Raw genomic sequence first — 26823 nt, forward strand, 5'->3', positions numbered from 1 at the left:
GGTCCGCGCCGCGGGGTGCGGGCGAAGGCCTGGGCAATTGGACGCGAGGAGCCGGTCGCCCTTGGGGGCGTTACGAATTGTCGGTTAGCGGTAAGGGCTGGCCGCTAGGGCTCAGGGATCGCCGTTGCCGCCTGCGGCTCTGAGCGAGGTCAGCTCATCGGGATCGGTGGTGTTGTTGCCTCGCGATCTGAGCTTGGGGACGAACTCGGCAGTGACGCCGACCACCCGCATGCCCTGGTAATCGTCGAGATCGCCCTTGATCCCGAACCGGCGCATCGCCGAGATATAGGCGGCGCTGAGACCCATGTTGCGCGCCTCGATCACCTCTTCCAGGCTGAGGCGCATGCCGGTCGCTCGCATGTCGCGCGCATATTCCGGGGAGACGCCGCCCGCCCGCGCTTCGGCCAGGTCGTCGCTCGAAAGATTGGGAAATCCCGCCTGCGCCATCGCACGCTGATAGTCGGCGCCGATGCCCAGCACGCGCATATTGTCGGCTTCGTCACCATCGTCCGACTTACCCGACGCCTGATCCTGGCCCGTTACGGCTGCCACGGGCGCCGCGGTTGGCGGCAAGCCCGCCGGGAGGTCAGCGGGGCGCGAACCGGCGTTTACAACGGAAGCGGGGGAGTCCCGACGTACCGCGCCCGAAGAGAGCGCTGCGGCAGGACGAGGCCCGGCCGGCACCGTCTGGATCGTAGCGAGCGCGCTATGGCCCGGCACAAAGGTGACCGCCGCGAGCGGCACCGCCATGCTCAGCATGCCGGTCGCGAAACCCGCGACCCAGGATCGTCCGGACGGCCCGCGGGCCGGGCTCTGGTCGAGCACGCGTCGGACACGGCGGCCGAGCGAGCTTTTCGACGGCGCGACGCCATGCGCGCCGAGCAAGGCGCCGCGGCATTGATGGCGCGCGACGCCGATCAGCAATTCGGCATAATCGACACCGGCGATATTGGCCGCGAGTACGGCGTCATCGGCCGACTCCTCGCGCAATTGGTGAGCCTCACGCGCCAGCACCCAGGCCAGGGGATTGAACCAGAAGGTCGCGGTGGCGACCCTCGCCAGGATCAGCTTCGCCCAATCGAAATGGACGACATGCGCGAGTTCGTGCGCGATGATCGCCTCGGCCTGTTCGGGCGCGGCCACCGCGGCATTGTTGAGCAGGATGACCGGACGCATCATGCCCCAGCTTACCGGCGAACCGAGTTCGTCGCTCCAGAGCAAGGCGGTGCCGTTCTTGAACCCCATGCGCCGTTGCGCGCGGGCAAGCGCGCTCAGCCAGTCGGGATCGACCAGCACCTCGGCGCGGGCCCGCAACCCGATCAAGCGCAGCAAAGCGGCGAGCGTGATCGCGAGCAGGACGAGTGTGGGAAGGAGGAAGGCGTATCGAGCCGCGCCGGACACGGTGCCAACCGACGTAGATGTGGGCGCCGCCGAGGACGCGGAAGCGGCCGGTGTCGGCGCCTCCCGATCGCGCACGGCGAGCGAACGCTCCGCGCGCCCGACCGGATCGATCGCGGCGATGCGCGCCATCGGCGCCGGCAGCGGCAGGTTGAGCGTCGGCAGCGCCAGGCTGGCGAGCGGCAAGGCGACGAGCGCGAACAGGCCGAGATGCGCGATGGTCGAGCGCTCGGCGGCCGACCGCGTCCGGGTCAGGCGCAGCAAGCCGAGCGTGACCGCCGCCACCAACAACGACTTCAGCGCGAGGAGGAGCAAGGTCATCGTCATTTCCCGCCCTCCCGTGCCCGGCGAGCGCGCGCGATCGCCGCTTCGAGCTCGTCGAGTTCCTGCGTGTCGAGTTCTTCGGCCATGCCGACTAGGGCGCTGGCCGCGCTGACCGGGGATCCCTTGAAAAAGGTTCGCACGATCTGGCTGAGCGCGGTTCGCCGCGCCTGATTGTCGGGAACGGTCGGCGAATAGACGAAGCCTCGCTCGCTGTCTTCGCGGCGCACAAACCCTTTGTCTTCAAGCCGCTTGAGCATGGCACGGACGGCCGATCCGGTCAGCGGATCGGGCAGCGCGTTGCAAATCTCGGACACCGTGCGCGATCCGCCCTGATAAAGCAGGTCGACGATCTGACGTTCGCGTGGCGGCAATTGCGGAAGCATGACTCACCTCTTGGCTACATTTGTAGCGTGCTACATTTGTAGCGCCGCTGCAAGCGGAAAAATCGCGGGGAATCCGCTCGCTGGCGCCGCGCATCGGCATTTCGCCCGTCAGCCTGGCGCTTGCGGCTGCCTCATTACTCGATCTGCACCGCAGAATGCGACGAACCGAGCGATCAGCCGTTGCCGCGAGAGACTTGCGCTCCTAGGCGGCTCGCCAATGCGGCTGTCCCTGCCCTTCGCTTTGCCCGACCGCCGCCGCACCGTCTCGTTCGTGCTGGCGCTTATCGTCGAAGCGCTGCTGATCCTGGTGCTGGTGCTGTTCGGCCCGCATTTCATTCCGGGGTCCAAACCCGAGCCACGACGCGCGACGAGCTTCAGCCTCGCGCCATCCGAGAAGGAAGCGGCAACCGCTCCCGAACACCGCACCAAGGCGCATGCGGCAGCCAAGCCCGCTTCGGGAGCGACGACACCGATCCCGCCGATGCCGCCTGTCGTCACGCCGCCCAAGGTCCCGACGCCGCCTGCAGCGTTACCCGGCGTGTTGCCGATCACGCTCGGCGCCAGCGACATCAGCAAGTTGAAATCGAGCGCTAGCAGCAACGACGGCGCCGAGACCGGCACCGACAGCAAGCTCGCTTATGGGCCAGGCGAAGGTCCGGGCGGTCAGCCGCTGTACAATGCCGAATGGTATCGCGAGCCGAGCGACGCGCAGCTCAACGGCTATCTGCCCAAGGGCGCACCGCCCAATAGCTGGGCATTGATCGCGTGCCAGACGATGCCCCAATTCCATGTCGACAATTGCCGGTCGCTCGGCGAATCGCCGGTCGGATCGGGCCTTGGCCGCGCGATGCGCGAGGCGGCGTGGCAATTCCTCGTCCGTCCCCCGCGCCGCGGCGGCAAGGTGCTGGTCGGCGCCTGGGTCAAGATCCGGATCGACTTCACGCTCAGGCCGGCCAAAACCGAGAAGAGCGAAAGCGGGCCGCAGCCACCCGAGTAGTGACGATCAGGGCAGCAGCACCGACGCGCCCTCGGTCTTGCCGGCTTCGAGCTGGCGGTGCGCCTCGGCCGCATCCTCGAGCGCGAAGGTCTGGCCGATCTCCGGGTTGATCGCGCCCTTGGCCAGCATCTCGAACACGCGCGCGAACCCCGCGTCGCGCTCCGGCTTGGTCGCATAATAATGGAACATCGTTGGCCGCGTGACGAACAGCGAGCCGTTGGTGTTGAGCTGGCTGAGCGCGACACCGGTCACCGGCCCGCTGGCATTGCCGTAGCTGACGATCAGCCCACGCCGCATGACCGATTTGAGCGACGCTTCCCAAGTCGCGGCGCCAACGCCGTCTAGCGAGACCTCCACGCCGCGGCCTTCCGTGATCTCGCGCACGCTCTCGGAGATGTCATGCTCGCGATACTGGATGACATGGTCGGCGCCGGCGCGGCGCGCGCGCTCGGCCTTGTCGGGCGAGCCGACGGTGCCGATCACGGTCGCGCCGATCGCCTTGAGCCAGCCAACCGCGAGATGGCCGACCCCGCCCGCCGCCGCATGGACCAGCACGGTCCAGCCGGCCTGCACCTTAGCACAGCGCTCGATCAGGAATTCGGTGGTGCCGCCCTTGAGCAGAATCGCCGCGGCGGTGCGGTCATCGATACTATCGGGCAATTTGATCAGATTTTCGGCGGGCAGGTTGCGGTGCGTGGCATAGCTGCCGATGGTTGGACCGAACGTGCCGACGCGGTCGCCAACCGCGATATCGGTGACGCCCTCGCCCAGCGCCTCGACCACCCCGACACTCTCGGTGCCGAGGCCGCTCGGCAGCTTGAGCGGATAAAGGCCGGTACGCTGGTAGACTTCGACGAAGTTGAGACCGACCGCGGTCGAGTGGATCCGCACCTCGCCGGGACCGGGATCGGGCAAGTCGACATCGACCCATTGGATCACTTCCGGCCCACCATGTTCTTCGATCCGTGCGACGCGTGCCATGTCCCGTTCTCCCGTTGCGACGAGCCCTCAACTGGGGAGTCTCGTTTCGGGTTGCAACCTACCTCGCGGCGCGCCATCTAGGCGCCAACCATACCCGATATTTGAAAAGTGGAGGCGAGGATGAAGAGCTACCTGAAGCATTATATCGACGGACAGTGGGTCGATAGCGAGGGCGGCGCTCGCCACGAAGTGATCGATCCGTCGACCGAGCAGCCGGTCAGCGAGATCACGCTCGGCACCGCTGCCGATGTCGACAAGGCGGTCGCGGCGGCCAAGAAGGCCTTCAGGAGCTATTCGCAGACTTCGGTCGACGAGCGCATCGCGCTGCTTGAACGCATCATCGAGGAATATAAGGCGCGCATCCCCGATCTGGCGGCGGCGACCAGCGAGGAAATGGGCGCGCCGATCGGCTTCGCGCAGATGGCGCAGGCGCCGGCCGGCCTGGGCTATTTCATGGGCACGCTGGCCGCGCTGAAGGAGTTCAAGTTCGAACAGCGCGTCGGCAAGAACCGCGTCGTTCACGAACCGGTCGGCGTGGTTGGTATGATCACGCCGTGGAATTGGCCGCTCAACCAGATCTGCGCCAAGGTCGCGCCCGCGCTAGCCGCCGGCGACACGATGGTGCTCAAGCCATCCGAAGAAGCGCCGGGTAACGCCGTGATCCTGGCCGAGATCCTCGACAAGGCCGGTGTTCCGGCAGGTGTGTTCAACTTGGTCAATGGCGACGGCCCCGGTGTCGGCGCGGCGATCTCCAGCCACAAGGATGTCGACATGGTGAGCTTCACCGGATCGACTCGCGCCGGAATCGCGGTGGCGCAGGCTGCCGCTCCGACGGTGAAGCGCGTCCATCAGGAATTGGGCGGCAAGGCGCCGAACCTGGTGCTCAAGGGCGCCAATCTGCCCGAAGTGCTGCCGCCGACGATCGCCGGCGTGCTGGCGAATAGCGGCCAAAGCTGCATCGCGCCGACCCGCCTGCTGGTCCATGAAAGCCAGGTCGCCGACGCCACCGATGTGGTGAAGGGGATCATGGAAGCGACCCAGGTCGCCGAAGCGTCGACGATGGGCGCGCATATCGGCCCGGTGGTCAACAAGGCGCAATATGAGAAGATCCAGGGCCTGATCCAATCGGCGATCGACGAGGGCGCGACTTTAGTCACGGGCGGCACCGGACGCCCGGACGGCCGCAATGCCGGCTTCTTCGTCAAGCCGACCCTGCTGGCCGACGTCACGCCCGACATGCGCATCTATCGCGAAGAGACGTTCGGTCCCGTCGCGACGATCACGAAATACACGGACGCCGACGACGCAATCGAAATGGCGAACGACACTGTGTACGGCCTGTCGGCGACGATCTCCGGCGACCCTGCCGAAGCCGCCAAGGTCGCGCCGAAGCTGCGTGCCGGCCTTGTGACGATCAATGCCTGGTCGGGCGGCGGCGGCACGCCGTTCGGCGGCTACAAGCAATCGGGCAACGGCCGTGAGGGCGGCAAATACGGCATCGCCGATTTCATGGAATTGAAGACGATCGTCGGCGAGCCAGCCTGAACATCATAGCCCCTCTCCACCATCGGAGAGGGGCTTTTTCCTGCAGTCAGTGTAGCGGCCAGACCATCAGGATGAGCGGCGTACCGAACAACACCACCAGCAGCGACAACGGCGCGCCCAGCCGGGCGTAATCGCCGAACTTGTACCCGCCCGGCCCGAACACCAACGTATTGCACTGGTGCCCGATCGGGGTGAGGAAATCGCATCCCGCGCCCATCGCGGTCGCGATCAGGAACGCTTCCGGCCGATAGCCGAGATCGTGGGCGAACACCGCGGCAATCGGCGCCATCACCAGCACCGTCGCGGCATTGTTGAGGAACGGGGTCACCGCCATCGCCGCGACCAGGATCAGCGCGACCGCGCCCCAGGGCGGCAGGCTGGCGGCGACATGCGCGAGCCAGGTCGCCAGGATCTGCGACGCCCCCGTCGTGCGGAGCGTATCGCTGACCGGGATCAGCGCGCCGAGCATGATCAGGATCGGCCATTCGACGCTGTCATAGGCCTCGGCCAGCGGTAGCGCGCCGATCGCCAGGATCAACGCCGCAGCGGCGAAGAACGCGACCGCAACCGGAACGTAGCCGGTCGCGGTCGCGATCATCGCCACCGCCAGGATCGCCACCGGCAACACTCCTCTGCCCGAATTGCCCAGCCGGAGCGCACGCTCGGCCAGCGGCAGCGCGCCGAGTTCCGCCAAACGTTCCGGCAGCAGACTGAGCGGCCCCTGCAGCACGACTACGTCGCCGGCGCGCAACACGGTACCGCCCAGCCGATGCGTCAGCCGCTCGCCCTCGCGCGACACCGCAATCAAGTTGATACCGAGCCGCCGCTGCAACTGCATCCGACTGGCGGTACGGCCGATCAATGGCGAGTTGGTCGCGATCACCGCCTCGATTACGCCGATCTCCTCATCCTTGCGATCCGCGGGCACATCACGCTCGGAGCCGGCCAGCGCGAATTTGTTGGTGGCGATGACGCGTTCGAGCACATCGGGCTCGCCGCCGAGAATCAGCGTGTCGCCTTCGCGCAAGGTCATCCAGGGGCGCGGCTGGCTGCGCATCCCGGCGCGCATCACGCTGGTGACGGTGACGTCGCCATCGTGACGATCGGTGAACTGGTCGACCGTCTCGTCGATCGCCGGCGAGGCCTCGCCAATAGTGACCTCGGTGACATAATCCTTGATGTCGAGCGCCTCTCCCATCGTCGGCACTCCGCGCCGGTCGCGCGGCAACAGCCGATAACCGAAGCGCAGGAAGATCAGGCCGATCACCAACAGGCCAAAGCCGGTCGGGAAATAGTCGAACATGCGGAACGGCTGGCCGACCATGTCCTGCCGAACCCGGCTGACGATGATGTTGGGTGAGGTACCGACCAACGTCATCAGTCCGCCGAGCAGAGATGCGAACGACATCGGCATCAGGAAGACCGACGGCGACGCCTTGTTCTTCTTCGCCATCTGGAACGCCGCTGGCATCAGCATCGCCAGCGCACCGACATTCTTGACCAGCGCGGACGTGACGCCGACCGAGGCAGTCAGCACGAACAATTGCGTGCGGATCCGGGTGACGCGCCCGGCAATCAGGCTCAGCGCGCGCTCGACCATGCCCGATCGTTGCACCGCCGCCGAAATTACCAGCGCCGATCCGACGATGATCACGATGTCGTCGGAGAAACCGGTGAACGCTTCTTTGGGTTTGACGATGCCGAGGGCGATGCCTGCGAGCAGGGCCAGCATCGCGGTGATATCGTAACGGAAGCGGCCCCAGACGAACATCGCCATCATCGCAACGAGGAGGGCGATCGATAGATATTGGGGCGTGGTCATCCGGCCTCGTTTGCTGCGTTTCTGACAGCAGAAACCAACGAACCCGAAACAATCTCCCGCAGAATGTAGCTGATATGAGTTAGTGGACGGTACCCACCGCGCGCGCCTGCGACATCAGCACGATCAGCCGCTCGATTTGGCGCCAGCGGCAGAAATTGACGTGGTTGCCAAGGTCACGGCTCTTGTCGGCGCGCGCTGCCGCCTCGAACCCGGCATCGTCCCCAAAGGTTGTCATCAGTTCCTGCGCGGCGTCCACCGATGAGCGATCAGAGAGGTAAAGGCGCATGCGATACTCCGACTGGCAGCACCCGATCGGTACAAGGGCCGTGCCACCCCGAGGCGATCGACGGAAACCGGCGGGAGGCAGTGGTAAATCGCCGTGCACCATGGCGCGATCGCCTGCCCCACGCGTCCCACGCGGGGACACTAGCGTCCGATCCTGGAACATGGCAGGCAGCGGGCATGAGACCGAATCCGCCGCAATCGACCGCTCCCGCCGCCGGCGGATGCCTGCTCGCGCTCGGCGTGTTCGGGGGCGCCGTTGTCGGAATCATCCTGCACCAGACCAGCCTGGGGATCATGCTGGGCATTGCCGGCGGCGCGATCGCCGCGACGATCGTCTTTCTGATCGACCGTCGCAAGTAATTGACTTTCCGCCTACCGTAGAGACCGCGCCAGCCGCACGACGCGGCCGATGATCGCCACGCGGTCGGCGCGGACCGGGGCGATGAGCGGAGTAGCGGGATTGTCGCTGGTCACCTGAATCTCCAGCCCGATCCGCGCGACGCGTTTCACCAGCAACGCATCGTCCAACCGGATCACGAAGATGCCGGGACGCGACGACAAGCGGCGGTCGGCCATATCGACGAACAAAGCGTCGCCATCATGGATCAGCGGCTCCATCGAATCGCCATGCGCGGTGATCATCGTCAGCGCCGCGGGCGACACGCCCAGCCGCGCCACCACGCGCGGGTCGATTCGTTCTTCCCCGCCATTGCGGTCATCCTCGACCAGCCCGCCGGCGCCGGCATGCGCCTCCGCGTCGATCCGCCGCACCGCGACCATCGTCGCGTCGCCGCCGGTAGTTCCGCCCAATGCGCGTTCGTCCACATTGAAATAGGCGGCGAGCCAGCGCCGATCCTTCTCATCGAGGCGCCGCGGCGTTCCGCGCTTCACGAACTGCTGCAGATAAGCGTCGTTGCGTCCCAGCGCGCGCGACAGCCAGGCAAGGCTCGTCCCCGCCTCGTCAGCCAATCCCGCCAGCGTCGATCGCACGTCAACCATGTTTGCCACCTTAGCCGTAGGAAATTTCCTAGACAAGTTGGAATTTGGAACAGATCATGAACTTATAGCGAATCGGCAGCAAAAATAGAGGCCAGACAAATGCATATCGGACGCGAGGTGGAGAAGTTTTTGCGACGGTCGAACATGCCGCCGACCCGGTTCGGCCGGCTGGCCTGTAACGATCCCCGTTTGGTTGGCGACCTGCGCAACGGCCGCGAGCCCAGACGTCGCGTCGCCCAACGCATCGTCGATTTCATCGCCGCGCAGGATGCCGCGCGATGAGCCGACTCGAGCGCGATCTGATCAAGACGGTGACCGAATCGGCTACCGCAACCGTGCCGGACGCGGCGGCATCTTTGGTGCGCAGCCGCGATTGGTCGTCGTCGCTATTCAGCGGCGTGCGGCTGACCGTCGAGATCAAAGCGGATGAGGACGAAGCGTTCGAGACCTGGCTGGCGGACTTGGCCGAGGCGGAGCTCGGTGTCCGCGGCTACTTTGTCGCGAGCGCCGATCTGGTCGAGCGCAGCAGCGGCGTCGCCGTCGTCGAGTTCCTGCTTGTCGAAGAGAATTAGGGCTCCCCTCTTCCTCTCCCGTTCTCCTGCGAAAGCAGGAGCACAAGTACTTCACCTATCCAACTGAGCGAACGTCAGCCGACCCGCGAAGCGAGCTGGCGCAGCACGCCGAGCGTTTCCTCGAGCGATCCTGCCGCGGGAACCTCCGCTTCCGGCACTTCTGGTTCGGGCGCCGGGACTTCCTTGCGCTTGGCGACGCCGCGCTCCAGCCGGTCGAGCAAATCGTGGATCGTCGCCGACGGCAACGGGGCCGACGTTTCGGCCGAGCGCACCATCGGCGTTAGCTCGAACGTCTCGATCCGCTCGTGCGACGCGAAACGCGGCGCGGGATCTTCGGCGGGCGGGACAATGGCTGGTGATATCGGATCGATTCGGGCGGGACGCGGATCGACCGCGATGATCGGCTCCGGAGCGGGCGCTTCCGCGCGAATCGGCGAAGACGCGGCGACAGGTTCGTCGATCCGGCTGAGCGGCAGCGGATCGGGAGCGGGCAGCGGCGGATCCAGAGGACTGCGATAGGTGGCGAGCGGCGTGTCGAGATCTGCCGGGATATCACGTTCCTCGACTACCAGCGGCACGTACGCCACTGCATCGGCGACCGACATCGGCAGCGACGATTCGGCAGTGACTTCGAGAAACGGCGTGCCGAGGTCGCGATTGGCGAAGACCGGGCGGCGCGGCGGCGCGTCGGGATGCGCGTCGGCCCGGCGCAAGATGGGAACGCCGTCTTCGCGCGCATTGCGGCCCAGCGCGACCACTCGCGTGCCGATCAACAGGAACAGCCCGAACCAACTGACGCTCCCGACGACGAGCGCGACCAGGAAAGCGATGGCGAAATGCGCGGTGATGCCGAGCGGCGGCTGGGCGGCGGTGACCAGCGAGGCGATCCCGCTATCGACCACCAGATCCTCGAGCACTGCGGTCGGCATCAGCAGGAACATCAATCCGCCGAGCGCGGCTAGTAACATTGCGATCGCCGGCGCCAGCGGCACGGCGAACCGCATCGCCCCGCCCTCGCCCAGAATCGCGGCGAAGGGCGAGGGAAAATTCAGGCGCTGGCGACCGCGGGTGGCGTCCATTTGAGGTCCGTTTTCCGAGCTTCGATAATTCTTTGGTAAACGGGGGCGTAACGCGAAATGTTTGACGACCAGTTACGATCGCGTTCGACGAAGGCCCGTGCCCGGGTCCGCCGCGCTTCCCATCCGCTACGATCCGCGAACATCCCGGCCAGCGCATCGGCGATCGCCGCAGGGCTGTCGGGCGCGAACAACGTGCCGGTATCGCCGTCGCGAATCAGCTCGCGATGCCCTCCGACGTCCGAGGCGGCGACCAGTCGCCGCTGCGCCATCGCCTCGAGCGGCTTGAGCGGCGTGACCAGGTCGGTCAGCCGCATCTTCTTGCGGGGATAAGCGAGCACATCCACCAGGCTATAATAGCGTTCGACATCGGTATGGGGAACGCGCCCGACGAAACGGATCGCGCCGGCGACCGACGACGCCGCGGCTTGCGCGCGCAACGCCTGCTCCATCGGGCCGCCGCCGACCAGCAGCAACTTCGCCGCCGGGCGATTTGCCACCAGCGCGGGCATCGCCGCGATCAGATCGTCGAGACCTTCATAATCGTAGAAACTGCCGATAAAGCCGACCACATCGTCATCGGCCACAAGGCCGAGTTCTGCCGCCAGAGCTGCGTCGCGCGGCAGCGGTTCGCCGAACAGGGTCAGGTCGACGCCGTTGGGCGAGACCATGATCTTGGCCGGGTCGATGCCGCGATCGATCAAATCGTCCTTCAGCCCGTCGCAAATCACCGCGACCGCATCAGCCTGGCGTACTGCCCGGGTCTCGAGCCAGCGCGTCGCGCGATAGCGGAGCGACCCCTCGCTGCCCGTGCCGTTGCCGACCGCCGCATCCTCCCAGAAAGCGCGAATCTCGTACATTACCGGCACGCCCAGCCTTTTGCCGGCACGCAATGCCGCTACGGCATCGAGCACCGGCGAATGGGCGTGGATCACATCGGGGCGGAAGGTCCGCGCGACTTCGGTCACGCGATCGGCAAGCGCGGCGATTTCGCGCCATTCGCGGATCGGACTGCGCGCCGGTGCGGGAACGTCAGTCCGGTAGAAATCGAGCCCGTCGACCATCTCCGCATTGACCTTGGCCTCGCCATGGCGCGGCCCGGTCACCGCCGCGACCTGCCAGCCGCGCGCGATCTGCGCCTTCAGGATCGCGCGGGTACGAAAGGTGTAGCCGCTCTGCAGCGGCAGACCGTGGTCGAGGACGTGAAGGATTTTCATCGTCATTTTCCATGCCACGCGACTGTTTAACGGCACGTCAACCCGGTGGCGGTAGGACCAACCCACACCCGTTCGCCCCGAGCCTGTCGGAGGGCGCGCGCTTCGGATCGGTTGGAAGACAGTAGCATGATCGACAATTTCGCGATCGCGATCACGCATGGCCTGATGATGCTCGCCATCTTCCTCCTGCTGCGCCGCCGCGACCTCGACGACGAGCGGCCCGAGCCGCCAAGCAAGATCAAGCGGCGATGATCCACGACCTCGCCTTTGTCGGATTCCTGGGAATGTTCTTCGCGCTGGCGTTTCGTCGGCCGTTTCTGTTCATCCTCAGCTATGTCTATATCGACATCGTCTCACCGCAGCGGCTGACCTATCTGCTGCTCAATTCGGTGCCGATCTCGCTGATCGCGGTGGCGCTGGCGGTCGGCTCCTGGGCGCTGATCGACGACAAGAAGGACAGCCGGGTCGCGCCGCGCCAGTTCGTCATCGTCCTCCTCCTCGCCTGGTGCGCGACAACCACGATGCGGGCCGATTTCCCGGTCGAGGCGCTGGATAAATGGGATTGGGTCTGGAAGTGTTTGGCGTTCGCCGCTTTCCTGCCGCTCACCCTTCGCACGCGTCTCAGGCTGGAGGCGCTGCTGACCTTCATGATCCTGTCGGCGGCATCGATCATCATCGTCGGCGGGATCAAGACGCTGGCCGGCGGCGGCGGCTATGGTTCGCTCAACCTGATGGTGGAGAACAATTCGGGGCTGTACGAGGGATCGACCATCTCGACCGTGGCGATCGCGATCATCCCGGCCATCCTATGGCTCGAGAAATATGGCACGATCTTCCCCAACGACTGGAAGCGGAAGCTGTTCTGCTACGCCTTGGTGTTCGCCTGCCTGCTGATGCCGATCGGCACCTCGACGCGAACCGGGCTGCTCTGCATCGGCCTGCTCGGCGTGCTGATGCTGCGCGATTCGAAGCGCAAGTTCCTCTATCTTGGCGTCGTCGCGACGCTCGGACTGGTCGCGGTGCCGTTCCTGCCCAAGTCATTCACCGACCGCATGAGCACGATTAAGTCGTACCAGCAGGACGAGTCCGCCGCGACCCGCGTCGCGGTGTGGAAATGGACCTGGGACTACGTCAAGCAGCACCCGCTAGGCGGCGGCTTCGAGATGTATCGCCAGAACCAGATTCGCTACGACATCGTGAAATTGGACGGTACCGCCGGCAATTCCAAGCTCGATACCACGCTGACCGTCGACCGCGCGCGCGCCTATCACTCGGCCTATTTCGAGATGCTCGGCGAGCAAGGCTGGCCGGGGCTGATCATGTGGCTGTTCATCAGTCTGAGCGGGCTGATTCGGATGGAAGTGATCCGCCAGCGCTACAAAAAAGCAGGCGAGGACTATGCCTGGGTCGCGCCACTCGCCGGCGCGCTGCAATCGGGGCAATTGCTTTACATGCTCGGCGCGTGCTTCGTCGCGATCGCGTTCCAGCCGTTCGTCTTCATGCTGATCGGCGCGCAGATCGGGCTCGACACCTATCTCAAGCGCCGGCGCGCGGAGGAAAGCTTCCGCCCGATGAAGCGCGCCAAGCCGGCGGCCGACCCTCCGCCCAACCCCGCGCTGGCATGACCCGGCCGGAGCTTCGCGCGCTGACCAGCGTGCGCGGCGTCGCCGCGTGGATGGTCGTGCTCTATCATATCCGACTGACAATCGACGGGCTGTCGCCGACGTGGCTGCACATCTTCGCCAAGGGCTATCTGGCGGTCGACTTCTTCTTCCTGCTGTCGGGCTTCGTGATCTGGCTGAGCTGGGGCGACCGGCTCCGCGCCGAAGGCTGGCGCGGCGTTCCGGCGTTCCTGCACAAGCGCGTCGCGCGGATCTGGCCGCTGCATCTCGTCGTGCTGGCAGGAGCGGTGCTGCTCGCGCTGGCGCTGGCCGCCGCCGGGCGCCACGATCCGGTCGAATATCCGTTCCGCGAGCTGCCGCTGCACATCTTCCTGCTACAGAATTGGGGATTCACCGACGCACTGACCTGGAACGATCCGGCCTGGTCGATCAGCTGCGAGCTTGCCGCCTATCTGCTGTTTCCGCTGCTGGTGCGCGCGGTCGACTGGCGCACGCTTCCGAGCTGGCTGATTGTGCTGGCGGCAGCGGCGTTCCTGCTCATCCTGGCGGCAGCGACGGCGCATCTGCCGACGCTGGGGCATAATATCGTGCATTTCGGCGCCGTTCGCTGCCTGACCGAATTCGCCGCGGGCAGCGTGCTTTGTGCGCTGTGGCTGCGCTGGCGGGAGGTTCCCGCTCTGCCTGCCATCCTGGCATTCGCTGTTGCCGGACTGATGCTCATCGGCTGGGCCATCGGCCTGCCCGAGCAGCTCGCGGTGCCTTTTGCCTTCGCCGCCTTGCTGCTCGCCCTCGCGCTCACCTCGGGGATGCGCGGTAATCCGCTCGACTGGGCGCCGCTCCATTATCTCGGCGAGATCAGCTATGCGACCTATCTGTCGCACTTCATGCTGTTCGTGGTGTTCAAGCTGGTGTTCGTCAGCGATGCGCACGCGGTGCACCCGGTGCTGATCGGGCTGTACCTCGCGATGGTACTGGCGGGTTCGGTGGCGCTGTATCACCTGGTCGAGCGGCCGGCGCAGAAATGGGTGAATGCCCTAAAATTCCTCGCCGGAACGGGAAGGGAGACCAAGACGCGAAGCGGCTTGGTGGAGGGGGCCCTCCAAACGGATGTGGCATCGTGGAGGCCCCCTCCACCGCGCGGCTGACGCCGCGCGGTCCCCCTCCCCATGCCCGGGAGGATTTTTTCTGATCAGGCCTCCGCCAGCTCCTCCACCAACGCTTCGATAATCGCCCGGTTGAACGCGGGAATATCGTCCGGCTTGCGGCTGGTGATCAATTTACCGTCGACCACCACTTCCTCATCGACCACGTCCGCCCCGGCATTTTCCAGATCGGTGCGGATCGACGGCCAGCTCGTCACCTTGCGGCCGTCGACCACGTCCGCCTCGACCAGCAACCACGGCCCGTGACAGATCGCCGCGACGATCTTGCCGTCGTCCATGAACTCCTCGACGATCTGGACGGCGCGTCCCTGCGTTCGCAACTTGTCGGGATTGGCGACCCCGCCGGGGATGACCAGAGCGTCGAATTCCTCGGTATCGACATCACCCAGGGTGATGTCGGGGGCGATCGTGTCGGCCTTCTCACCGCCTTTCTCTCCCTGGATCGGGTCGGTCGAGATCGAGGCCAGCGTCACCTTGGCACCGGCATCGATCAGTGCCTGCCGCGGCTTGAACAGCTCATCGTTCTCGAACCCGTCGGTGGCGATCATCAGCACGCGCGCATTGTTCAGGTCGGCCATCGCTAATCTCCTTGTCATCCCCGCTCCAACCGACCGCGGACGGCGGACGTTCCGGAACGAAGCGATGATCCGCGCATTTCGAAAGACGTCCGGAAGGGAGAGCCAATGGCCCGTATCGTCTATTGCGATGACAGCATGCCGGGGATCACCCGGCGCAAGGTACGGCACGGCTGGGGCTATTGGGATCCGCAAGGCAACCGCATCACCGACCGCGAGGAGATCGACCGGTTGAACCGTATCGGCCTGCCGCCGGCCTATCGCGATGCCTGGTTCTCGCCCAACCCCAACGGCCATATTCAGGCGGTCGGATGGGACGAGCGCGGTCGCAAGCAATATCGCTATCATCTCGATTTCCGCGCCGCGCGGGAAAGCGCCAAATATGACCGCTGCGCCGCGTTCGGCCTGGTGCTGCCGAGATTGCGCGCGCGGGTCGAAGCCGATCTCAAGACGCGCCGGCACAGCAAGGAGCGCACCGTCGCGGCGATCGTGAAGCTGCTCGACATCGGTTATCTGCGCGTCGGCAACGAAGGATATGCGAAAGCCAATAAGAGCTTCGGTGCGACCACCCTGCGCGACCGCCATGCCGAGATCCGCGGCCAGACGCTGAAGCTGTGCTACCGCGCCAAATCGGGCAAGATGCGGACATTGGTCATTACCGACCGCACCCTCGCCCGCTTCGTCAAGAAATGCCAGGATCTGCCCGGCCAGCAGCTATTTCAGTATATCAACGGCGATGGCCAGCCGCACGGCGTCAGCTCGACCGACGTCAACGACTATATCCGCGAGGCGACCGGCGACGATTTCACCGCCAAGCATTTCCGTACCTGGGGAGCGAGCGTGATCGCGTTCGAGACGCTGGCGAGCGCCGATCACGATATCGGGCTGAAGACGATGCTCGAGCCGGTGACCGAAGCGCTCGGCAACACCCCGGCGATCGCGCGCAAATCCTATATCCATCCCGCCCTGATCGAGCTTGCCAAGGGCGGCCAGACCAGATTTCGCGAGCATCTCGATCTGCCGCGCGCGACCCGCTATCTCGATCGTTACGAGCGTGGTCTGATCGCCTTCCTTACCGGCGAGACGAGGTCGCGGCGCAAGGCAGCCTAAGGAATTTCATGAACAACACCGCACTGCCAAAGGCCGCCGACCTCACGGCGAGCGACCTCCGGGCGCAAACGCTCTCGCTATGGAAGACTAGCGCCGCCTGGATATCGGCGCACTGGCTGCAGGTGCTGATCGCGATCGGCGTCGGGGTGCTGATCTTCCTTGCGCTGCATTTCGTGAAGTCGCTCGGACGTCGCCTGTGTAATCGCGATAAAAGCGGCACCGGCTGGTATACGGTGTTCGGCCGCGCGGTCGCCAAGACCGGCAATTTCTTCATCATCATGACCTCGGCCGAACTGGTCGCGGCGATCGGCGACGCGCCGTATCAGGTGGCGGCGATCGTCCGGTTTCTGTTCACTGTAGCCGCGGTGTTCCAGGGCGCCATCTGGGCACGCGAGATAATCCTCGGCGGGATCGAGCATCGCACTGCGGCGAGCGAGGATCATGGCGAGACGCTGGCCAACGCGATGGGCCTGATCCGCCTGTTCGTGACCTTCGCACTGTTCGCGATCGCTCTGGTGATGATCCTGGGCAATCTGGGTGTGAACGTGTCCGGGCTGATCGCCGGTCTCGGCGTCGGCGGCATCGCGATCGGCCTGGCGGCGCAAAGCATCTTCGCCGATCTGTTCGCGGCGATCGCGATCATCTTCGACCGCCCGTTCCGGCGTGGCGATGCGATCACCTACGACAAGTCGGCCGGCACGGTCGAATATATCGGCATGCGATCGACCCGCATCCGCGGCGCCAACGGCGAAGAACGCGTGATCGGCAACAAGAAGCTGCTCGATTTCGAGATCGTCAACAATTCGCGCCGCGAATATCGCCGCGTCATTTTCACGCTCGCGATCGTCCAGACCACGCCGGTCGACCAGCTTGAGGCGCTTCCCCATCTGCTCAAGCAGATCGTCGAGGATCATGGGCAGAAGTTCGTCCGCGCAGGCTTCGCGGCGTTCACTCCTACGGCGTACGAATTCGACCTCGAGTTCGACTCCCCAACAGCCGTTTTCCAGGACATGTACGATGCACGGCATTCGATCGGCATATCGATCATCAAGCGCTTCCAGGAGGAGGGCATCGCACTCGTCTATCCGGCGCAGACCGGAATATCGGCGGCCGATTCCGGCGTAACCTGGCCGACGCGCAAGAAACCGCGCCGGGCCGCCGACGATAAAATCGCGCCGCCGCCGTCGTCGGGCGACCGCTCGGTGGGCGACCAGGGCGCGCCCGGCTGAGCGTCGACGTGATGTCGCGCGCTAGATCCCGCCCTCATCTAATGACAGCAATGTAGCATTGCCGCCGGCCGAGGTCGTGTCGGTGGAGACGGCGCGTTCGGCGACGAAGCGATAGAGGTAATGCGGCCCGCCGGCCTTGGGCCCGGTGCCGGAAAGGCCTTCGCCCCCGAACGGCTGCGAGCCAACGATCGCGCCGATCATGCTGCGATTGACGTAGAGATTGCCGACGCGAGCCTCGGCTTCCATCACGTCGCCGGCGCGCGCGATGCGGCTGTGCAGGCCCATGGTGAGGCCATAGCCCTTGGCGTTGACCCGGTGGATCGTCTCGGCGAGCTTGCCCGCCTGCCAGGTCGCGACATGCAAGATCGGGCCGAACCATTCGGCCTGCAGATCCTCGATTGCGTCCAGCCGGATGAGCGTAGGCGGCACGAACAGGCCTTGGGCCGGTGCATCGATCGTCTTGACGACCCGCGCCTTCGCGCTTTCGCGATAGGCCATCAATTTGTCGTACGCAGCCTGATCGATCACCGGGCCGACATCCGTCCTGGGATCGGCCGGATCGCCAAGCACAAGCAAGTCCATCGCGCCGTCGAGCATCTTGATGATGGTGTCGGCCACGTCCTCCTGCACCAGCAGCAGCCGCAGCGCCGAGCAGCGTTGCCCCGCCGAGCGGAACGACGAGGTGACCACGTCCATCACCACTTGTTCGGGCAGCGCGGTCGAATCGACGATCATCGCGTTGATCCCGCCGGTCTCGGCGATCAGCGGAACAATCGGACGGGCATCGTCCTCAAGCAGGCTGCGCGCGATCTTCTTGGCGGTCGCGGTCGAGCCGGTGAAGGCCACGCCCATGATGCGCGGATCGGCGGTCAGCGCCGCGCCGACTTCGGGGCCACCGGGCGCCAGAATCAGTGCGTCCTCCGGCACGCCGGCCTGGTGCGCGAGCCTGACCGCGGCCGCCGCGATCTTCGGCGTCTGCGGCGCGGGCTTGGCGACCACGGCGTTACCGGCGACCAAAGCCGCGGCGGTCTGGCCGAGGAAGATCGCCAGCGGGAAGTTCCACGGCGCGATCGTCGCCCACACGCCGCGCCCGTCGAGGTGGAGCGTGTTCCGCTCGCCGGTCGGCCCGGGAAGCTCGATCGACTTGAGGCCCGACCGCGCCTGCTGGGCATAATAGCGGCAGAAATCGGCGGCCTCGCGCACCTCACCGATCGCGTCGGGGATCGTCTTGAACGCTTCCTTGACGCAGATCGCCATCAGCTCGTCGCGATTGGTTTCAAGCAGATCGGCGAGGCGTTCGAGAATCGCCGCGCGTTCATCGACCGGCGTCGCCGACCAGCCCGGGAAGGCAGCATGGGCGCGGGTGATTGCCGCGGCGACATCGATCTTCTCGGCCGCCAGCGGCGGCATCGCGGCAACGCTCGCCGCGGTTTTCGCCAGCACGTCGCGATCGCTAAGATCGATCCCGCTCGAATTCTTCCGATCACCGAACAGGTCGATCGGCAGCGGAATGCTCGGATGCCGCGCCCCACCAACAGCGGCAATCTTCTCGACCGGATCGGCGAGGATCTCGGCCTCGGTCAGCCGCTCGTCGGCGAGCTGGTGGACGAAACTCGAATTGGCCCCGTTCTCCAGCAGACGGCGGACGAGATAGGCGAGCAAATCGCGGTGCCCACCGACCGGCGCGTAGATGCGGCAATGATAGCCTTGCTCGCGAACCAACCGCTCGTACAGCCCCTCGCCCATGCCGTGGAGCCGCTGGAACTCGAAGTCGCGATTGTCGCCCGCCCATTCGAGCAAGGTCGCCACCGTCAGCGCATTGTGGCTGGCGAAGGCCGGGCGGATATTCTTGGCGTCGAGCATATCGCGCGCCACCGCGAGATACGAGACGTCGGTCGCTGCCTTGCGCGTGAACAATGGATAGTCCGACAGCCCTTCGACCTGGGTGCGCTTGATCTCGCTATCCCAATAGGCGCCCTTGACCAGCCGCACATTCATCAGGCGATCGAGGTTGTTGGCCCAGTCGACTACCAGGCGGGCGCGCTTGCCATAGGATTGCACCGCCATCCCGAACCCGTCCCAGCCCTTCAGGCTGGGCAACGCCGCGACCGCGCCGATGATGTCGAGGCTCATCTCGAGCCGCTCGCTTTCCTCGGCATCGACGGTCAGAGCGATGTCCTTGCCTGCAGCCTGCACCGCGAGCGCTTCGAGCATCTGAGTCAGTTCGGGCACGCAGCGATCATATTGCGCGACTTCGTAACGAGGGTGGAGCGCCGACAGCTTGACCGAGATCGAGTGGCCGGCGGCGGGATCGCGTCCGACCGCGTCGATCGCATCGGTATAGGCGTTGAAATAGCGCGCGGCGTCCTCGACTGTCCGCGCCGCTTCGCCGAGCATGTCGAAGCTCGCCGTGAAGCCTTTGTTCTCGGGCTTCTTCATCCGATCGGCCGCTTCCTTGATGGTGCGGCCCATCACGAAGATCTCGCCCATCATCCGCATCGCGGCACCCACCGCCTGGCGGACGAACGGCTCGCCCGCGCGGCTGATCAACCGGCGCAGCGGACCGCCTTCGCCCTCACCGACCAGCACGCGCCCCACGACCAGGCCCCAGGTCGCGATGTTGACCAAAGACGAGTTGGACTCGCCCGTATGCGCGCGCCAGTCGGCATCGCCGAGCTTGTCCGCGATCAGCAGATCGGCGGTCTCCGGATCGGGCACGCGCAGGAAGGCTTCGGCCAGCGAGAGCAGGGCGACGCCTTCCGACGAGTTCAGCCGATATTCCTGCAGGAACTGGTTCACCCAGCCTTTTGTCTGTGCAGCGCGCAAATCCGCCAGCAGTCCGCTGGCATGGCCCAGCACCCGCCTGCGCGATTCGGGAGTCAGTGCGGCGCGCGTCAAAAGCGGTTTTAGAACTTCGGGTTCGGGCGCGCGATAAAGCTTTGCCATGGAAGTGCGGGCGGAGGACGTAGCGTCAGCGGTCATTTTCCAGTTTCCGGTCGGGTCGGACTTGCCTCACGGGCCGAGGCGAGCCTAGAGGATGCGGGACGGCCTTAGCGCCAAAACACGCTCAAAGGGAATGTTCTGGCGATGAGCAATGATACAATTTCTATCAACGAGCTGGCGACGCAGATCGGCACGGAGCGCATTTCCGACTGGGTCGAAGTCAGCCAGGAGATGATCGACAAGTTCGCCGACGCCACCGGCGACCACCAGTTCATCCACGTCAATCCGCAAATGGCGGCGATGACGCCGTTCGGCGGCACTATCGCGCACGGCTTCCTGACGCTGTCGCTGATGCCGCTGCTCTCGTCCAAGGTCGCCGACCAGCCCAAGATCGAGGGCGTGAAGATGGGCGTCAATTACGGCGGCAACAAAGTCCGCTTCATCACCCCGGTCCGCTCGGGCAAACGCGTACGCGGCCGCTTCAAGCTGATGGAGCTGATCGAGAAACGCCCCGGCCAATGGCAGCAAACCAACGAATTCACCGTCGAGATCGAAGGCGAGGACAAGCCCGCCTTGATCGCCGAGTGGATCAGCCAGATTTTCGTGTGAGTAAATCCCCTCCCGCTCGCGGGAGGGGTTAGGGGAGGGTCTGTCGACCAGCCCAGCCGTGAATGAGGAGGGACCTGCCCTCCCCCTGCCCCTCCCGCAAGCGGGAGGGGAGTCAGCAGAAGGAAAACCACATGCGTTCCGCCGTCATCGTCTCCACCGCCCGCACCCCGATCGGCCGCGCCTATCGCGGCGGGTTCAACAACCTGCCCTCGCCGACGCTCGCCAGCCATTCGATCAAGGCCGCGGTCGAACGCGCCAAGATCGATCCCGCCGAAGTGCAGGACGTGGTGTTCGGCGCGGCGCTGCAGCAGGGCGTCCAGGCTGGTAATATCGCGCGCCTCGCGCTACTCCGCGCCGGCCTGCCGGTGACCGTCGCCGGCATGTCGCTCGACCGCCAATGCGCCTCGGGCCTGATGGCGATCGCGACGGCCGCCAAGGAGATCATCGTCGACAATATGGACGTGGCGATCGGCGGCGGCGTCGAATCGATCTCGATGGTGCAGACCCCGCAGATGCGCGTCGGCCGCGACGACGAGCTGCTGGCGGTGCACAAGGACGTCTACATGCCGATGCTGCAGACCGCCGAGGTCGTGGCCAAGCGCTACAATATCAGCCGCGACGCGATGGACGACTATTCGCTTCAGTCGCAGCAGCGCACCGCGGCCGCGCAGCAGGCCGGCTATTTCGACGCCGAAATCGTGCCGGTCACCGCGACGATGGCGATGACCAACAAGGAAACCAAGGAAGTCACCCATCACGAGGTGACCGTCACCAAGGACGAAGGCAATCGTCCCGAAACCTCGATCGAGGGCCTGCGCGGCCTCCAGCCGGTGCTCGGCCCCGATTTCACGATCACCGCGGGCAACGCGTCGCAGCTGTCGGACGGATCGTCGGCCAGCGTGCTGATGGAAGAGAAGCTGGCCGAGAAGCGCGGGCTGACCCCGCTGGGTCGCTATGTCGGCATGGCGGTCGCCGGCACCGAGCCCGACGAGATGGGCATCGGCCCGGTCTTCGCAATCCCCAAGCTGCTCGAGCGCAACGGCCTCAAGATGGATGACATCGGCCTGTGGGAGCTCAATGAGGCCTTCGCGGTGCAGGTGCTCTACTGCCGCGACAAGCTCGGCATTCCGAATGAGCTACTCAACGTCAACGGCGGCTCGATCTCGATCGGCCATCCTTATGGCATGACCGGCGCACGCTGCACCGGCCACGCCCTGATCGAAGGCAAGCGCCGCGGCGCGAAGTATGTCGTCGTGACGATGTGCGTCGGCGGCGGCATGGGCGCGGCTGGATTGTTCGAGGTTCTCTGACGCTTGACCGCGAGGATGCCGCGACGGCATCCTCGCGCCATGCGCGCCGATTACGATCCTAATCGTCTTTCCTTCCGGCTGGCATTCCGACCGTTCGTCGACGCATTTCAATTCCGCGGGCGGTCGACGCGCAACGAGGTCATGTCGTTCTGGCTGCTTGGACTTGTCGCCAATGCCGGAACGCTGACGATCAGCGACCCGACCCCGCCGATCTTTTACGCGGCGGCGATCTTGTGGAGCCTTGCCTGGGCCTTGCCCTGGATTCCTTTGCTTGTCCGGCGGCTGCACGATCAGGGACGTAGCGGATGGTGGGCGTTAGTCCCACTGTCGATCGTGCCATTCTCAGCATTGCAGTGGTTCACTGCACCGGCTGGCCATGCCGCGTCGATGGCGTTTCATTTCGGCCCTTTGGAGTTCCACAAAGGTGTCGGCGCGACGCCATGGACCATCTCGCTTATGGTGGTCCTCGTCGCGCTGATGGTCGTTAATGTGCTGCTGTTTCTCTGGCAGCCGACACGGGGCGCCAACCGGTTCGGTCCTGATCCAAGGCGGGCCAACACAACCGACAGGACGGACGCGATCCCGGCCGAGGCCTGACTCCGAAAGTGGCCTGAGTGGGTCGGTGCGGAAACTCTCCGCGCGCGGCTCGTTGTGTGTCGAGACCCAGCAGGAGAGACACGATGGCCGACGCCGCCGAAATCAAGCAGCATTTCTGGAAGAAACTGTCCGACAGCCCGTTCGTGATGATCGGGCTGGACGGCGACGGTCAGCATAGCGAGCCGCTGACCGCGCAACTCGACAAGGATCAGGTCGACACCATCTACTTCTTCATCGGCAAAGACAATCGCTTGGCCAAGGGCGGTATGGCGATGGCGCAATTCGTATCCAAAGGGCACGATTTCTTCGCCTGCCTGGCCGGCAAGGTACGGATCGACAACGATTTCGGCATGATCGACAAATTGTGGAACAACCAGGTCGAGGCCTGGTTTCCGGGCGGCAAGGACGATCCCAACCTCGCGCTGCTGCGCTTCGACGTCGACGATGCCGAGATGTGGGAAACCGACATGTCGATCGCCGGCAAGGTCAAGATGCTGTTCGGTGGCAAGATCAAGGCCGGCGATGAAGGCAGCCATGCGAAGATGGGGACGACGGCGGAGTCGACTGGTGCCTGAGCCGCGTGGCCGGAGGCTCTCTTCGGCAGCCTCCATCCCTTCGTCACCCCGGCCTTGTGCCGGGGTCCACGGAGCAGCGGGGCCAACTGTTCGCGGTTCCCGCTGAAACCTCACCATCCGGGCTGAGACCACGGTGGGTGCCGGCACAGGGCCGGCTTGACGGAGGATTTTATAGAGGCTTCGCTCCGCCTCACCCGCCGTGCGTGGTGATCCAATCTTCCAGCACTGGCGCAATCTGGTTGCGCCATTTGCTGCCGTTGAAGATGCCGTAATGGCCGGCATCGGCGACTAGGTGCTTCTTCTCCGACGCCGGCAGATTGGTCGCGATGGTCAGCGCCGCCTTGGTCTGGCCGAGCCCTGAAATGTCGTCGCGCTTGCCCTCGATCGCCAGGATCGCGATGTCGGTGATCGCGCCCGGATCGACCTTGCGGCCGCGATGCATCATCTCGCCCTTGGGTAGAGCGTGCTGCTGGAACACGACCTCGATCGTCTGCAGGTAGAATTCGGCGGTCATGTCGCAGACCGAGCGATATTCCTCGTAGAAATCCTTGGTCGCGTCGGCGCCTTCGTCGTCGCCCTGGACGAGATGCTTGAACATCTCCCAATGCGAAATCATGTGGTTGCCGAGGTTCATCGTCATGAACCCGGCGAGCTGGAGAAAGCCCGGATAGACGCGGCGGCCGGCGCCCGGATAATTGAGCGGAATGGTCGCGATGACATTCTGCTCGAACCAAGCGAACGGGCGCTCGGTCGCCAGCGTGTTGACCGCGGTCGGCGCCTCGCGGGTGTCGATCGGTCCGCCCATCATCGTCAGCGATTTCGGCCGGCAGCGATTCTTGTCCGCGCTCATCAGGCAGGCGGCGGCATAGCACGGCACCGACGGCTGGCAGACCGCGAGCATGTGCGCGCCCTCGCCGATCGTCTCGAGGAATTCGATGATGTAATCGACATAGTCGTCGAGATCGAACGAACCCTCGACCAGCGGCACTTGCCGCGCGTCGCGCCAGTCGGTGATATAGACCTCGGCGAACGGCAGCATCCGCTCGACCGTGCCGCGCAACAGCGTGGCGTAATGGCCCGACATCGGCGCCACGATCAGCAGCTTGGGCCCGCCGGTCACGCCTTTGCGCACGAAACGCTTGAGCTGACCGAACGGTTTGCGGAGGACGATCTCCTCGACGACGTCGACTTCCTTGCCGTCGATAGTCGTCCGATCGAGCCCGAATTCGGGCTTGCCGCGCGGCGCCGAGGCGTGCGCGAATACTTCCAGCGCAGAGCCGAGCACTGGCCCGCCACCGAAATAGGCAAAGGGATTAGCAGGGTTGCTCAGCAGTTCGGCGCTGAAATTGGCCCAGGCACTGGCACCCGCCAGCATGGACCGTTGCATCTCGTAAGCGTTGTAGAGCATTTGCCCCCGATACATGTGACACCGTTTCCCCGGTACGGACCCTTAGGCCCGTGTTGCACCGCACACAACGCGCAATGCGATAGATCGTTGCGGGTCCAGTATGTCCCTCGCCATTGGTCGCGCAGGCGTTGCTGCACCGCGATATCGTTTCGGGGGCATTGCCGCTGACGAACACAAGTCCTAGGGCGGCGGCACGATGACGGATGCGCCCAGCGATACGCCCAAACCCGGCCGAAAGCTGGGCAGTCTGACAATGGTATGGTTCTACGCGCGTCGTTACCCCGTCCAACTCGCAATCGCGCTGTTTGCCCTGCTCATCACGTCCGCCGCCACCATTTTCATTCCCTGGGTACTCAAACCGCTGGTCGATCGCGGATTCGCGCACGGCGCGAACATGTCGCACGTCAACAGCGTCTTCTACCTTCTGTTCGCCATCGTCGGCATCCTCGGCCTCGCGACCGCGATCCGATTTTATTTCGTTTCCTGGCTGGGTGAACGAACCGTCGCCGACGTCAGGGTCGCCGTTCAGCAGAATCTCCTGCGGCTCACACCGCGCTGGTTCGAGGAGAACCGGCCGTCGGAAATCGCCTCGCGCCTGACGTCCGACACGACGCAGATCGAGATGGCGGTCGGCACCACGGTATCGGTGGCCCTGCGCAACGTGATCACCGGGATCGGCGGCACCGTCTCGATGTTCATCCTGTCGCCGAAATTCGCGGGCATGATCCTGATCGGCATTCCGATCGTGCTGATACCGATCATCCTCCTGGGACGTCGTCTGCGGGCAACTTCCCGCACCAGTCAGGACCGCATCGCCGATATCGGCGCGATGGCGGTCGAGGTGTTCTCGGCGATGAAGATCGTTCAGGCATTCGGCCAGGAGCTGCGCGAGAGCCGGCGCTTCTCCGACACCGTCGCGCGTGGCTTCGCCATCGCCAAACGCCGAATCTTCCTGCGCGCCTTGTTGACCGCGATGTTCATCACGCTGATTTTCGGAGCGGTGGTATTGCTCTTATGGGCGGGCGCAACCGACGTCGCGGGCGGGCGGATGTCTCCTGGCGCCTTCAGTGCCTTCATCGCCACTGCCATATTGACGACGGGAGCGTTCGGCGCGCTGAGCGACGTCTATGGCGATCTGTTGCGTGCCGCCGGCGCGGCCGAACGCCTCAGCGAATTGCTTGCCGAACAGCCCGAAATTGCTGCGCCGGCACACCCGGTCGCGTTGCCCGAGCCGGCGCGCGGCGCGATAACGTTCGATCACGTCACCTTTCGCTATCCGACTCGGCCCGATGTTTCGGCGCTGGCCGATTTCTCGCTCGACGTACAGCCCGGCGAAACGGTCGCAGTGGTCGGACCGTCGGGCGCCGGCAAGACGACATTGTTCCAGCTCATCCAGCGTTTCTACGATCCGCAATCGGGCGAGGTGCGGATCGACGGCGTTTCCCTGCCCCTGGCCGATCCGGCCGACATTCGCCGCCGTATCGCGATGGTACCGCAGGAAACGGTGCTCTTCGGTGCCTCGGCGCGCGACAATATGCGCTACGGCGAGTGGGATGCGAGCGATGACGCGATCTGGGCCGCGGCTGAGGCGGCCAATGCCGCGGATTTCCTGCGCAAGCTGCCCGACGGGCTCGATACCTTTCTGGGCGAAGGCGGCGCACGGCTGTCGGGCGGCCAGCGCCAGCGCGTCGCGATCGCCCGCGCCTTGCTGCGCGACGCGCCGATCCTGCTGCTCGACGAAGCGACCAGCGCGCTCGATGCGGAAAGCGAGCAACTGGTCCAGCAGGCGCTCGAACGGCTGATGGATGGGCGCACTACCCTGGTGATCGCGCACCGGCTTGCCACCGTGCGCGCGGCCGGCCGGATCATCGTGATGGATGATGGCCGCATCGTCGAGCAAGGCACGCACGCCACGCTCAATGCCAAGGGCGGGCTTTATGCCAGGCTGGCCGCGCTGCAGTTCAGCGAGGCGGCGTGAGTTACGATTAAGCCCCTCCCGCTTGCGGGAGGGGTTCGGGGAGGGCATGTTTCGCTGCGGAACGTAAATGTCCCCGCTGCGACAGGCCCTCCCCCGGCCCCTCCC

Annotated in this window: 26 protein-coding genes; 15 read left to right on the forward strand and 11 right to left on the reverse strand. The window is 65.2% G+C overall.

What is annotated here, in order from left to right; all coding sequences use genetic code 11:
- Window positions 1–111: 111 nt before the first annotated feature.
- Window positions 112–1719: a M56 family metallopeptidase gene (locus SAS01S_RS09740; protein ID WP_169804936.1), complete on the reverse strand. Its 1608-nt coding sequence runs from the start codon at window positions 1717–1719 to the stop codon at window positions 112–114.
- 2 nt (window positions 1720–1721) lie between these two features.
- Window positions 1722–2105 (reverse strand): BlaI/MecI/CopY family transcriptional regulator, encoded by a 384-nt coding sequence (locus tag SAS01S_RS09745; protein ID WP_066807495.1) that lies wholly within the window; start codon window positions 2103–2105, stop codon window positions 1722–1724.
- A gap of 217 nt (window positions 2106–2322) precedes the next feature.
- Here SAS01S_RS09745 and SAS01S_RS09750 point away from each other — a divergent pair, with 217 nt between their 5' ends.
- Entirely contained in the window at window positions 2323–3102 is a 780-nt protein-coding gene (locus SAS01S_RS09750) for a hypothetical protein (RefSeq protein ID WP_066807496.1), read from the forward strand.
- 6 nt (window positions 3103–3108) lie between these two features.
- Here the strand turns inward: SAS01S_RS09750 and SAS01S_RS09755 are convergent, their stop codons facing one another.
- Window positions 3109–4083 (reverse strand): quinone oxidoreductase family protein, encoded by a 975-nt coding sequence (locus SAS01S_RS09755; RefSeq protein ID WP_066807497.1) that lies wholly within the window; start codon window positions 4081–4083, stop codon window positions 3109–3111.
- A 120-nt stretch (window positions 4084–4203) separates the two neighbouring features.
- Here SAS01S_RS09755 and SAS01S_RS09760 point away from each other — a divergent pair, with 120 nt between their 5' ends.
- Window positions 4204–5628: an aldehyde dehydrogenase family protein gene (locus SAS01S_RS09760; protein ID WP_066807498.1), complete on the forward strand. Its 1425-nt coding sequence runs from the start codon at window positions 4204–4206 to the stop codon at window positions 5626–5628.
- A 46-nt stretch (window positions 5629–5674) separates the two neighbouring features.
- On the opposite strand, the gene SAS01S_RS09765 is transcribed toward SAS01S_RS09760, so the two are convergent.
- Together SAS01S_RS09765 and SAS01S_RS09770 are read right to left on the reverse strand one after the other, a co-directional pair.
- On the reverse strand, window positions 5675–7450 hold the full coding sequence (locus SAS01S_RS09765; protein WP_066807499.1) for an SLC13 family permease: 1776 nt from the start codon (window positions 7448–7450) through the stop codon (window positions 5675–5677).
- Between the two features lie 79 nt (window positions 7451–7529).
- Window positions 7530–7736 (reverse strand): hypothetical protein, encoded by a 207-nt coding sequence (locus SAS01S_RS09770; protein ID WP_066807500.1) that lies wholly within the window; start codon window positions 7734–7736, stop codon window positions 7530–7532.
- Between the two features lie 176 nt (window positions 7737–7912).
- On the opposite strand from SAS01S_RS09770, the gene SAS01S_RS09775 reads away from it, so the two are divergent.
- Complete coding sequence (locus tag SAS01S_RS09775) at window positions 7913–8095, forward strand: hypothetical protein (protein ID WP_066807501.1); 183 nt, start codon at window positions 7913–7915, stop codon at window positions 8093–8095.
- A 12-nt stretch (window positions 8096–8107) separates the two neighbouring features.
- Here SAS01S_RS09775 and SAS01S_RS09780 read toward each other — a convergent pair whose 3' ends face one another.
- A complete protein-coding gene (locus SAS01S_RS09780; protein WP_066807502.1) occupies window positions 8108–8734 on the reverse strand; it encodes a S24 family peptidase in 627 nt (208 codons plus the stop codon).
- A 99-nt stretch (window positions 8735–8833) separates the two neighbouring features.
- Here SAS01S_RS09780 and SAS01S_RS09785 point away from each other — a divergent pair, with 99 nt between their 5' ends.
- Window positions 8834–9016, forward strand: a complete 183-nt coding sequence (locus SAS01S_RS09785; protein ID WP_066807503.1) for a hypothetical protein — start codon at window positions 8834–8836, stop codon at window positions 9014–9016.
- Complete coding sequence (locus tag SAS01S_RS09790) at window positions 9013–9306, forward strand: hypothetical protein (RefSeq protein WP_066807504.1); 294 nt, start codon at window positions 9013–9015, stop codon at window positions 9304–9306. Before SAS01S_RS09785 ends, SAS01S_RS09790 begins: the two co-directional genes overlap by 4 nt.
- Window positions 9307–9380: 74 nt before the next feature.
- Here SAS01S_RS09790 and SAS01S_RS09795 read toward each other — a convergent pair whose 3' ends face one another.
- Together SAS01S_RS09795 and SAS01S_RS09800 are read right to left on the reverse strand one after the other, a co-directional pair.
- On the reverse strand, window positions 9381–10385 hold the full coding sequence (locus SAS01S_RS09795; protein WP_066807505.1) for a hypothetical protein: 1005 nt from the start codon (window positions 10383–10385) through the stop codon (window positions 9381–9383).
- Complete coding sequence (locus tag SAS01S_RS09800) at window positions 10355–11599, reverse strand: TIGR04063 family PEP-CTERM/XrtA system glycosyltransferase (RefSeq protein ID WP_066807515.1); 1245 nt, start codon at window positions 11597–11599, stop codon at window positions 10355–10357. The genes SAS01S_RS09795 and SAS01S_RS09800 overlap by 31 nt, the downstream gene beginning before the upstream one ends.
- A 126-nt stretch (window positions 11600–11725) precedes the next feature.
- On the opposite strand from SAS01S_RS09800, the gene SAS01S_RS23260 reads away from it, so the two are divergent.
- The 3 genes from SAS01S_RS23260 to SAS01S_RS09810 are packed head-to-tail and all read left to right on the forward strand — an operon-like array spanning window position 11726 to window position 14366.
- Window positions 11726–11851: a hypothetical protein gene (locus SAS01S_RS23260; RefSeq protein ID WP_281178807.1), complete on the forward strand. Its 126-nt coding sequence runs from the start codon at window positions 11726–11728 to the stop codon at window positions 11849–11851.
- Window positions 11851–13224, forward strand: coding sequence for a putative O-glycosylation ligase, exosortase A system-associated (locus SAS01S_RS09805; RefSeq protein WP_066807516.1), 1374 nt, complete (start codon window positions 11851–11853; stop codon window positions 13222–13224). The genes SAS01S_RS23260 and SAS01S_RS09805 overlap by 1 nt, the downstream gene beginning before the upstream one ends.
- Window positions 13221–14366, forward strand: a complete 1146-nt coding sequence (locus SAS01S_RS09810; protein ID WP_084238769.1) for an acyltransferase family protein — start codon at window positions 13221–13223, stop codon at window positions 14364–14366. Before SAS01S_RS09805 ends, SAS01S_RS09810 begins: the two co-directional genes overlap by 4 nt.
- Window positions 14367–14410: 44 nt before the next feature.
- On the opposite strand, the gene SAS01S_RS09815 is transcribed toward SAS01S_RS09810, so the two are convergent.
- Entirely contained in the window at window positions 14411–14962 is a 552-nt protein-coding gene (locus SAS01S_RS09815) for a type 1 glutamine amidotransferase domain-containing protein (RefSeq protein ID WP_066807506.1), read from the reverse strand.
- 105 nt (window positions 14963–15067) lie between these two features.
- Between SAS01S_RS09815 and SAS01S_RS09820 the strand changes: the two genes are divergently transcribed.
- Together SAS01S_RS09820 and SAS01S_RS09825 are read left to right on the forward strand one after the other, a co-directional pair.
- The gene (locus SAS01S_RS09820; protein ID WP_066807507.1) at window positions 15068–16069 is read left to right on the forward strand and encodes a DNA topoisomerase IB; all 1002 of its coding nucleotides are present in this window, start codon (window positions 15068–15070) and stop codon (window positions 16067–16069) included.
- 8 nt (window positions 16070–16077) lie between these two features.
- Entirely contained in the window at window positions 16078–17298 is a 1221-nt protein-coding gene (locus SAS01S_RS09825) for a mechanosensitive ion channel family protein (RefSeq protein ID WP_084238771.1), read from the forward strand.
- 21 nt (window positions 17299–17319) lie between these two features.
- Here SAS01S_RS09825 and SAS01S_RS09830 read toward each other — a convergent pair whose 3' ends face one another.
- A complete protein-coding gene (locus tag SAS01S_RS09830) occupies window positions 17320–20244 on the reverse strand; it encodes an L-glutamate gamma-semialdehyde dehydrogenase (RefSeq protein WP_066807508.1) in 2925 nt (974 codons plus the stop codon).
- A 141-nt stretch (window positions 20245–20385) separates the two neighbouring features.
- Between SAS01S_RS09830 and SAS01S_RS09835 the strand changes: the two genes are divergently transcribed.
- The 4 genes from SAS01S_RS09835 to SAS01S_RS09850 all read left to right on the forward strand — a co-directional run bounded on the left by SAS01S_RS09835 (window position 20386) and on the right by SAS01S_RS09850 (window position 23332).
- Window positions 20386–20850 carry a MaoC family dehydratase gene (locus SAS01S_RS09835; protein WP_066807509.1) on the forward strand — a complete coding sequence of 155 codons (465 nt, stop codon included), beginning with the start codon at window positions 20386–20388 and terminating at the stop codon, window positions 20848–20850.
- 131 nt (window positions 20851–20981) lie between these two features.
- Entirely contained in the window at window positions 20982–22160 is a 1179-nt protein-coding gene (locus SAS01S_RS09840) for an acetyl-CoA C-acyltransferase (RefSeq protein WP_066807510.1), read from the forward strand.
- 39 nt (window positions 22161–22199) lie between these two features.
- A complete protein-coding gene (locus SAS01S_RS09845) occupies window positions 22200–22757 on the forward strand; it encodes a DUF805 domain-containing protein (RefSeq protein WP_066807511.1) in 558 nt (185 codons plus the stop codon).
- An 83-nt stretch (window positions 22758–22840) separates the two neighbouring features.
- Window positions 22841–23332, forward strand: coding sequence for a pyridoxamine 5'-phosphate oxidase family protein (locus SAS01S_RS09850; RefSeq protein WP_066807512.1), 492 nt, complete (start codon window positions 22841–22843; stop codon window positions 23330–23332).
- A 190-nt stretch (window positions 23333–23522) separates the two neighbouring features.
- On the opposite strand, the gene SAS01S_RS09855 is transcribed toward SAS01S_RS09850, so the two are convergent.
- Window positions 23523–24740: a polyhydroxyalkanoate depolymerase gene (locus SAS01S_RS09855; protein ID WP_066807513.1), complete on the reverse strand. Its 1218-nt coding sequence runs from the start codon at window positions 24738–24740 to the stop codon at window positions 23523–23525.
- A 196-nt stretch (window positions 24741–24936) separates the two neighbouring features.
- On the opposite strand from SAS01S_RS09855, the gene SAS01S_RS09860 reads away from it, so the two are divergent.
- Window positions 24937–26718, forward strand: a complete 1782-nt coding sequence (locus SAS01S_RS09860; protein WP_066807514.1) for an ABC transporter transmembrane domain-containing protein — start codon at window positions 24937–24939, stop codon at window positions 26716–26718.
- The last annotated feature ends 105 nt before the right edge of the window (window positions 26719–26823 follow it).

The sequence above is a fragment of the Sphingomonas asaccharolytica NBRC 15499 genome, assembly GCF_001598355.1.
In the GTDB taxonomy this organism is placed as follows: domain Bacteria; phylum Pseudomonadota; class Alphaproteobacteria; order Sphingomonadales; family Sphingomonadaceae; genus Sphingomonas; species Sphingomonas asaccharolytica.

Bases quoted from the DNA above. Each gene is read 5' to 3' on its own strand.
- SAS01S_RS09815 (WP_066807506.1), bottom strand. From the start codon at position 14,962: ATGGCCGACCTGAACAATGCGCGCGTGCTGATGATCGCCACCGACGGG.
- SAS01S_RS09770 (WP_066807500.1), bottom strand. From the start codon at position 7,736: ATGCGCCTTTACCTCTCTGATCGCTCATCGGTGGACGCCGCGCAGGAA.
- SAS01S_RS09765 (WP_066807499.1), bottom strand. From the start codon at position 7,450: ATGACCACGCCCCAATATCTATCGATCGCCCTCCTCGTTGCGATGATG.
- SAS01S_RS09845 (WP_066807511.1), top strand. From the start codon at position 22,200: ATGCGCGCCGATTACGATCCTAATCGTCTTTCCTTCCGGCTGGCATTC.
- SAS01S_RS09790 (WP_066807504.1), top strand. From the start codon at position 9,013: ATGAGCCGACTCGAGCGCGATCTGATCAAGACGGTGACCGAATCGGCT.
- SAS01S_RS09760 (WP_066807498.1), top strand. From the start codon at position 4,204: ATGAAGAGCTACCTGAAGCATTATATCGACGGACAGTGGGTCGATAGC.
- SAS01S_RS09750 (WP_066807496.1), top strand. From the start codon at position 2,323: ATGCGGCTGTCCCTGCCCTTCGCTTTGCCCGACCGCCGCCGCACCGTC.
- SAS01S_RS09810 (WP_084238769.1), top strand. From the start codon at position 13,221: ATGACCCGGCCGGAGCTTCGCGCGCTGACCAGCGTGCGCGGCGTCGCC.
- SAS01S_RS09785 (WP_066807503.1), top strand. From the start codon at position 8,834: ATGCATATCGGACGCGAGGTGGAGAAGTTTTTGCGACGGTCGAACATG.
- SAS01S_RS09820 (WP_066807507.1), top strand. From the start codon at position 15,068: ATGGCCCGTATCGTCTATTGCGATGACAGCATGCCGGGGATCACCCGG.
- SAS01S_RS09840 (WP_066807510.1), top strand. From the start codon at position 20,982: ATGCGTTCCGCCGTCATCGTCTCCACCGCCCGCACCCCGATCGGCCGC.
- SAS01S_RS09830 (WP_066807508.1), bottom strand. From the start codon at position 20,244: ATGGCAAAGCTTTATCGCGCGCCCGAACCCGAAGTTCTAAAACCGCTT.
- SAS01S_RS23260 (WP_281178807.1), top strand. From the start codon at position 11,726: ATGATCGACAATTTCGCGATCGCGATCACGCATGGCCTGATGATGCTC.
- SAS01S_RS09855 (WP_066807513.1), bottom strand. From the start codon at position 24,740: ATGCTCTACAACGCTTACGAGATGCAACGGTCCATGCTGGCGGGTGCC.
- SAS01S_RS09825 (WP_084238771.1), top strand. From the start codon at position 16,078: ATGAACAACACCGCACTGCCAAAGGCCGCCGACCTCACGGCGAGCGAC.
- SAS01S_RS09835 (WP_066807509.1), top strand. From the start codon at position 20,386: ATGAGCAATGATACAATTTCTATCAACGAGCTGGCGACGCAGATCGGC.
- SAS01S_RS09795 (WP_066807505.1), bottom strand. From the start codon at position 10,385: ATGGACGCCACCCGCGGTCGCCAGCGCCTGAATTTTCCCTCGCCCTTC.
- SAS01S_RS09775 (WP_066807501.1), top strand. From the start codon at position 7,913: ATGAGACCGAATCCGCCGCAATCGACCGCTCCCGCCGCCGGCGGATGC.
- SAS01S_RS09780 (WP_066807502.1), bottom strand. From the start codon at position 8,734: ATGGTTGACGTGCGATCGACGCTGGCGGGATTGGCTGACGAGGCGGGG.
- SAS01S_RS09860 (WP_066807514.1), top strand. From the start codon at position 24,937: ATGACGGATGCGCCCAGCGATACGCCCAAACCCGGCCGAAAGCTGGGC.
- SAS01S_RS09800 (WP_066807515.1), bottom strand. From the start codon at position 11,599: ATGAAAATCCTTCACGTCCTCGACCACGGTCTGCCGCTGCAGAGCGGC.
- SAS01S_RS09850 (WP_066807512.1), top strand. From the start codon at position 22,841: ATGGCCGACGCCGCCGAAATCAAGCAGCATTTCTGGAAGAAACTGTCC.
- SAS01S_RS09745 (WP_066807495.1), bottom strand. From the start codon at position 2,105: ATGCTTCCGCAATTGCCGCCACGCGAACGTCAGATCGTCGACCTGCTT.
- SAS01S_RS09740 (WP_169804936.1), bottom strand. From the start codon at position 1,719: ATGACCTTGCTCCTCCTCGCGCTGAAGTCGTTGTTGGTGGCGGCGGTC.
- SAS01S_RS09755 (WP_066807497.1), bottom strand. From the start codon at position 4,083: ATGGCACGCGTCGCACGGATCGAAGAACATGGTGGGCCGGAAGTGATC.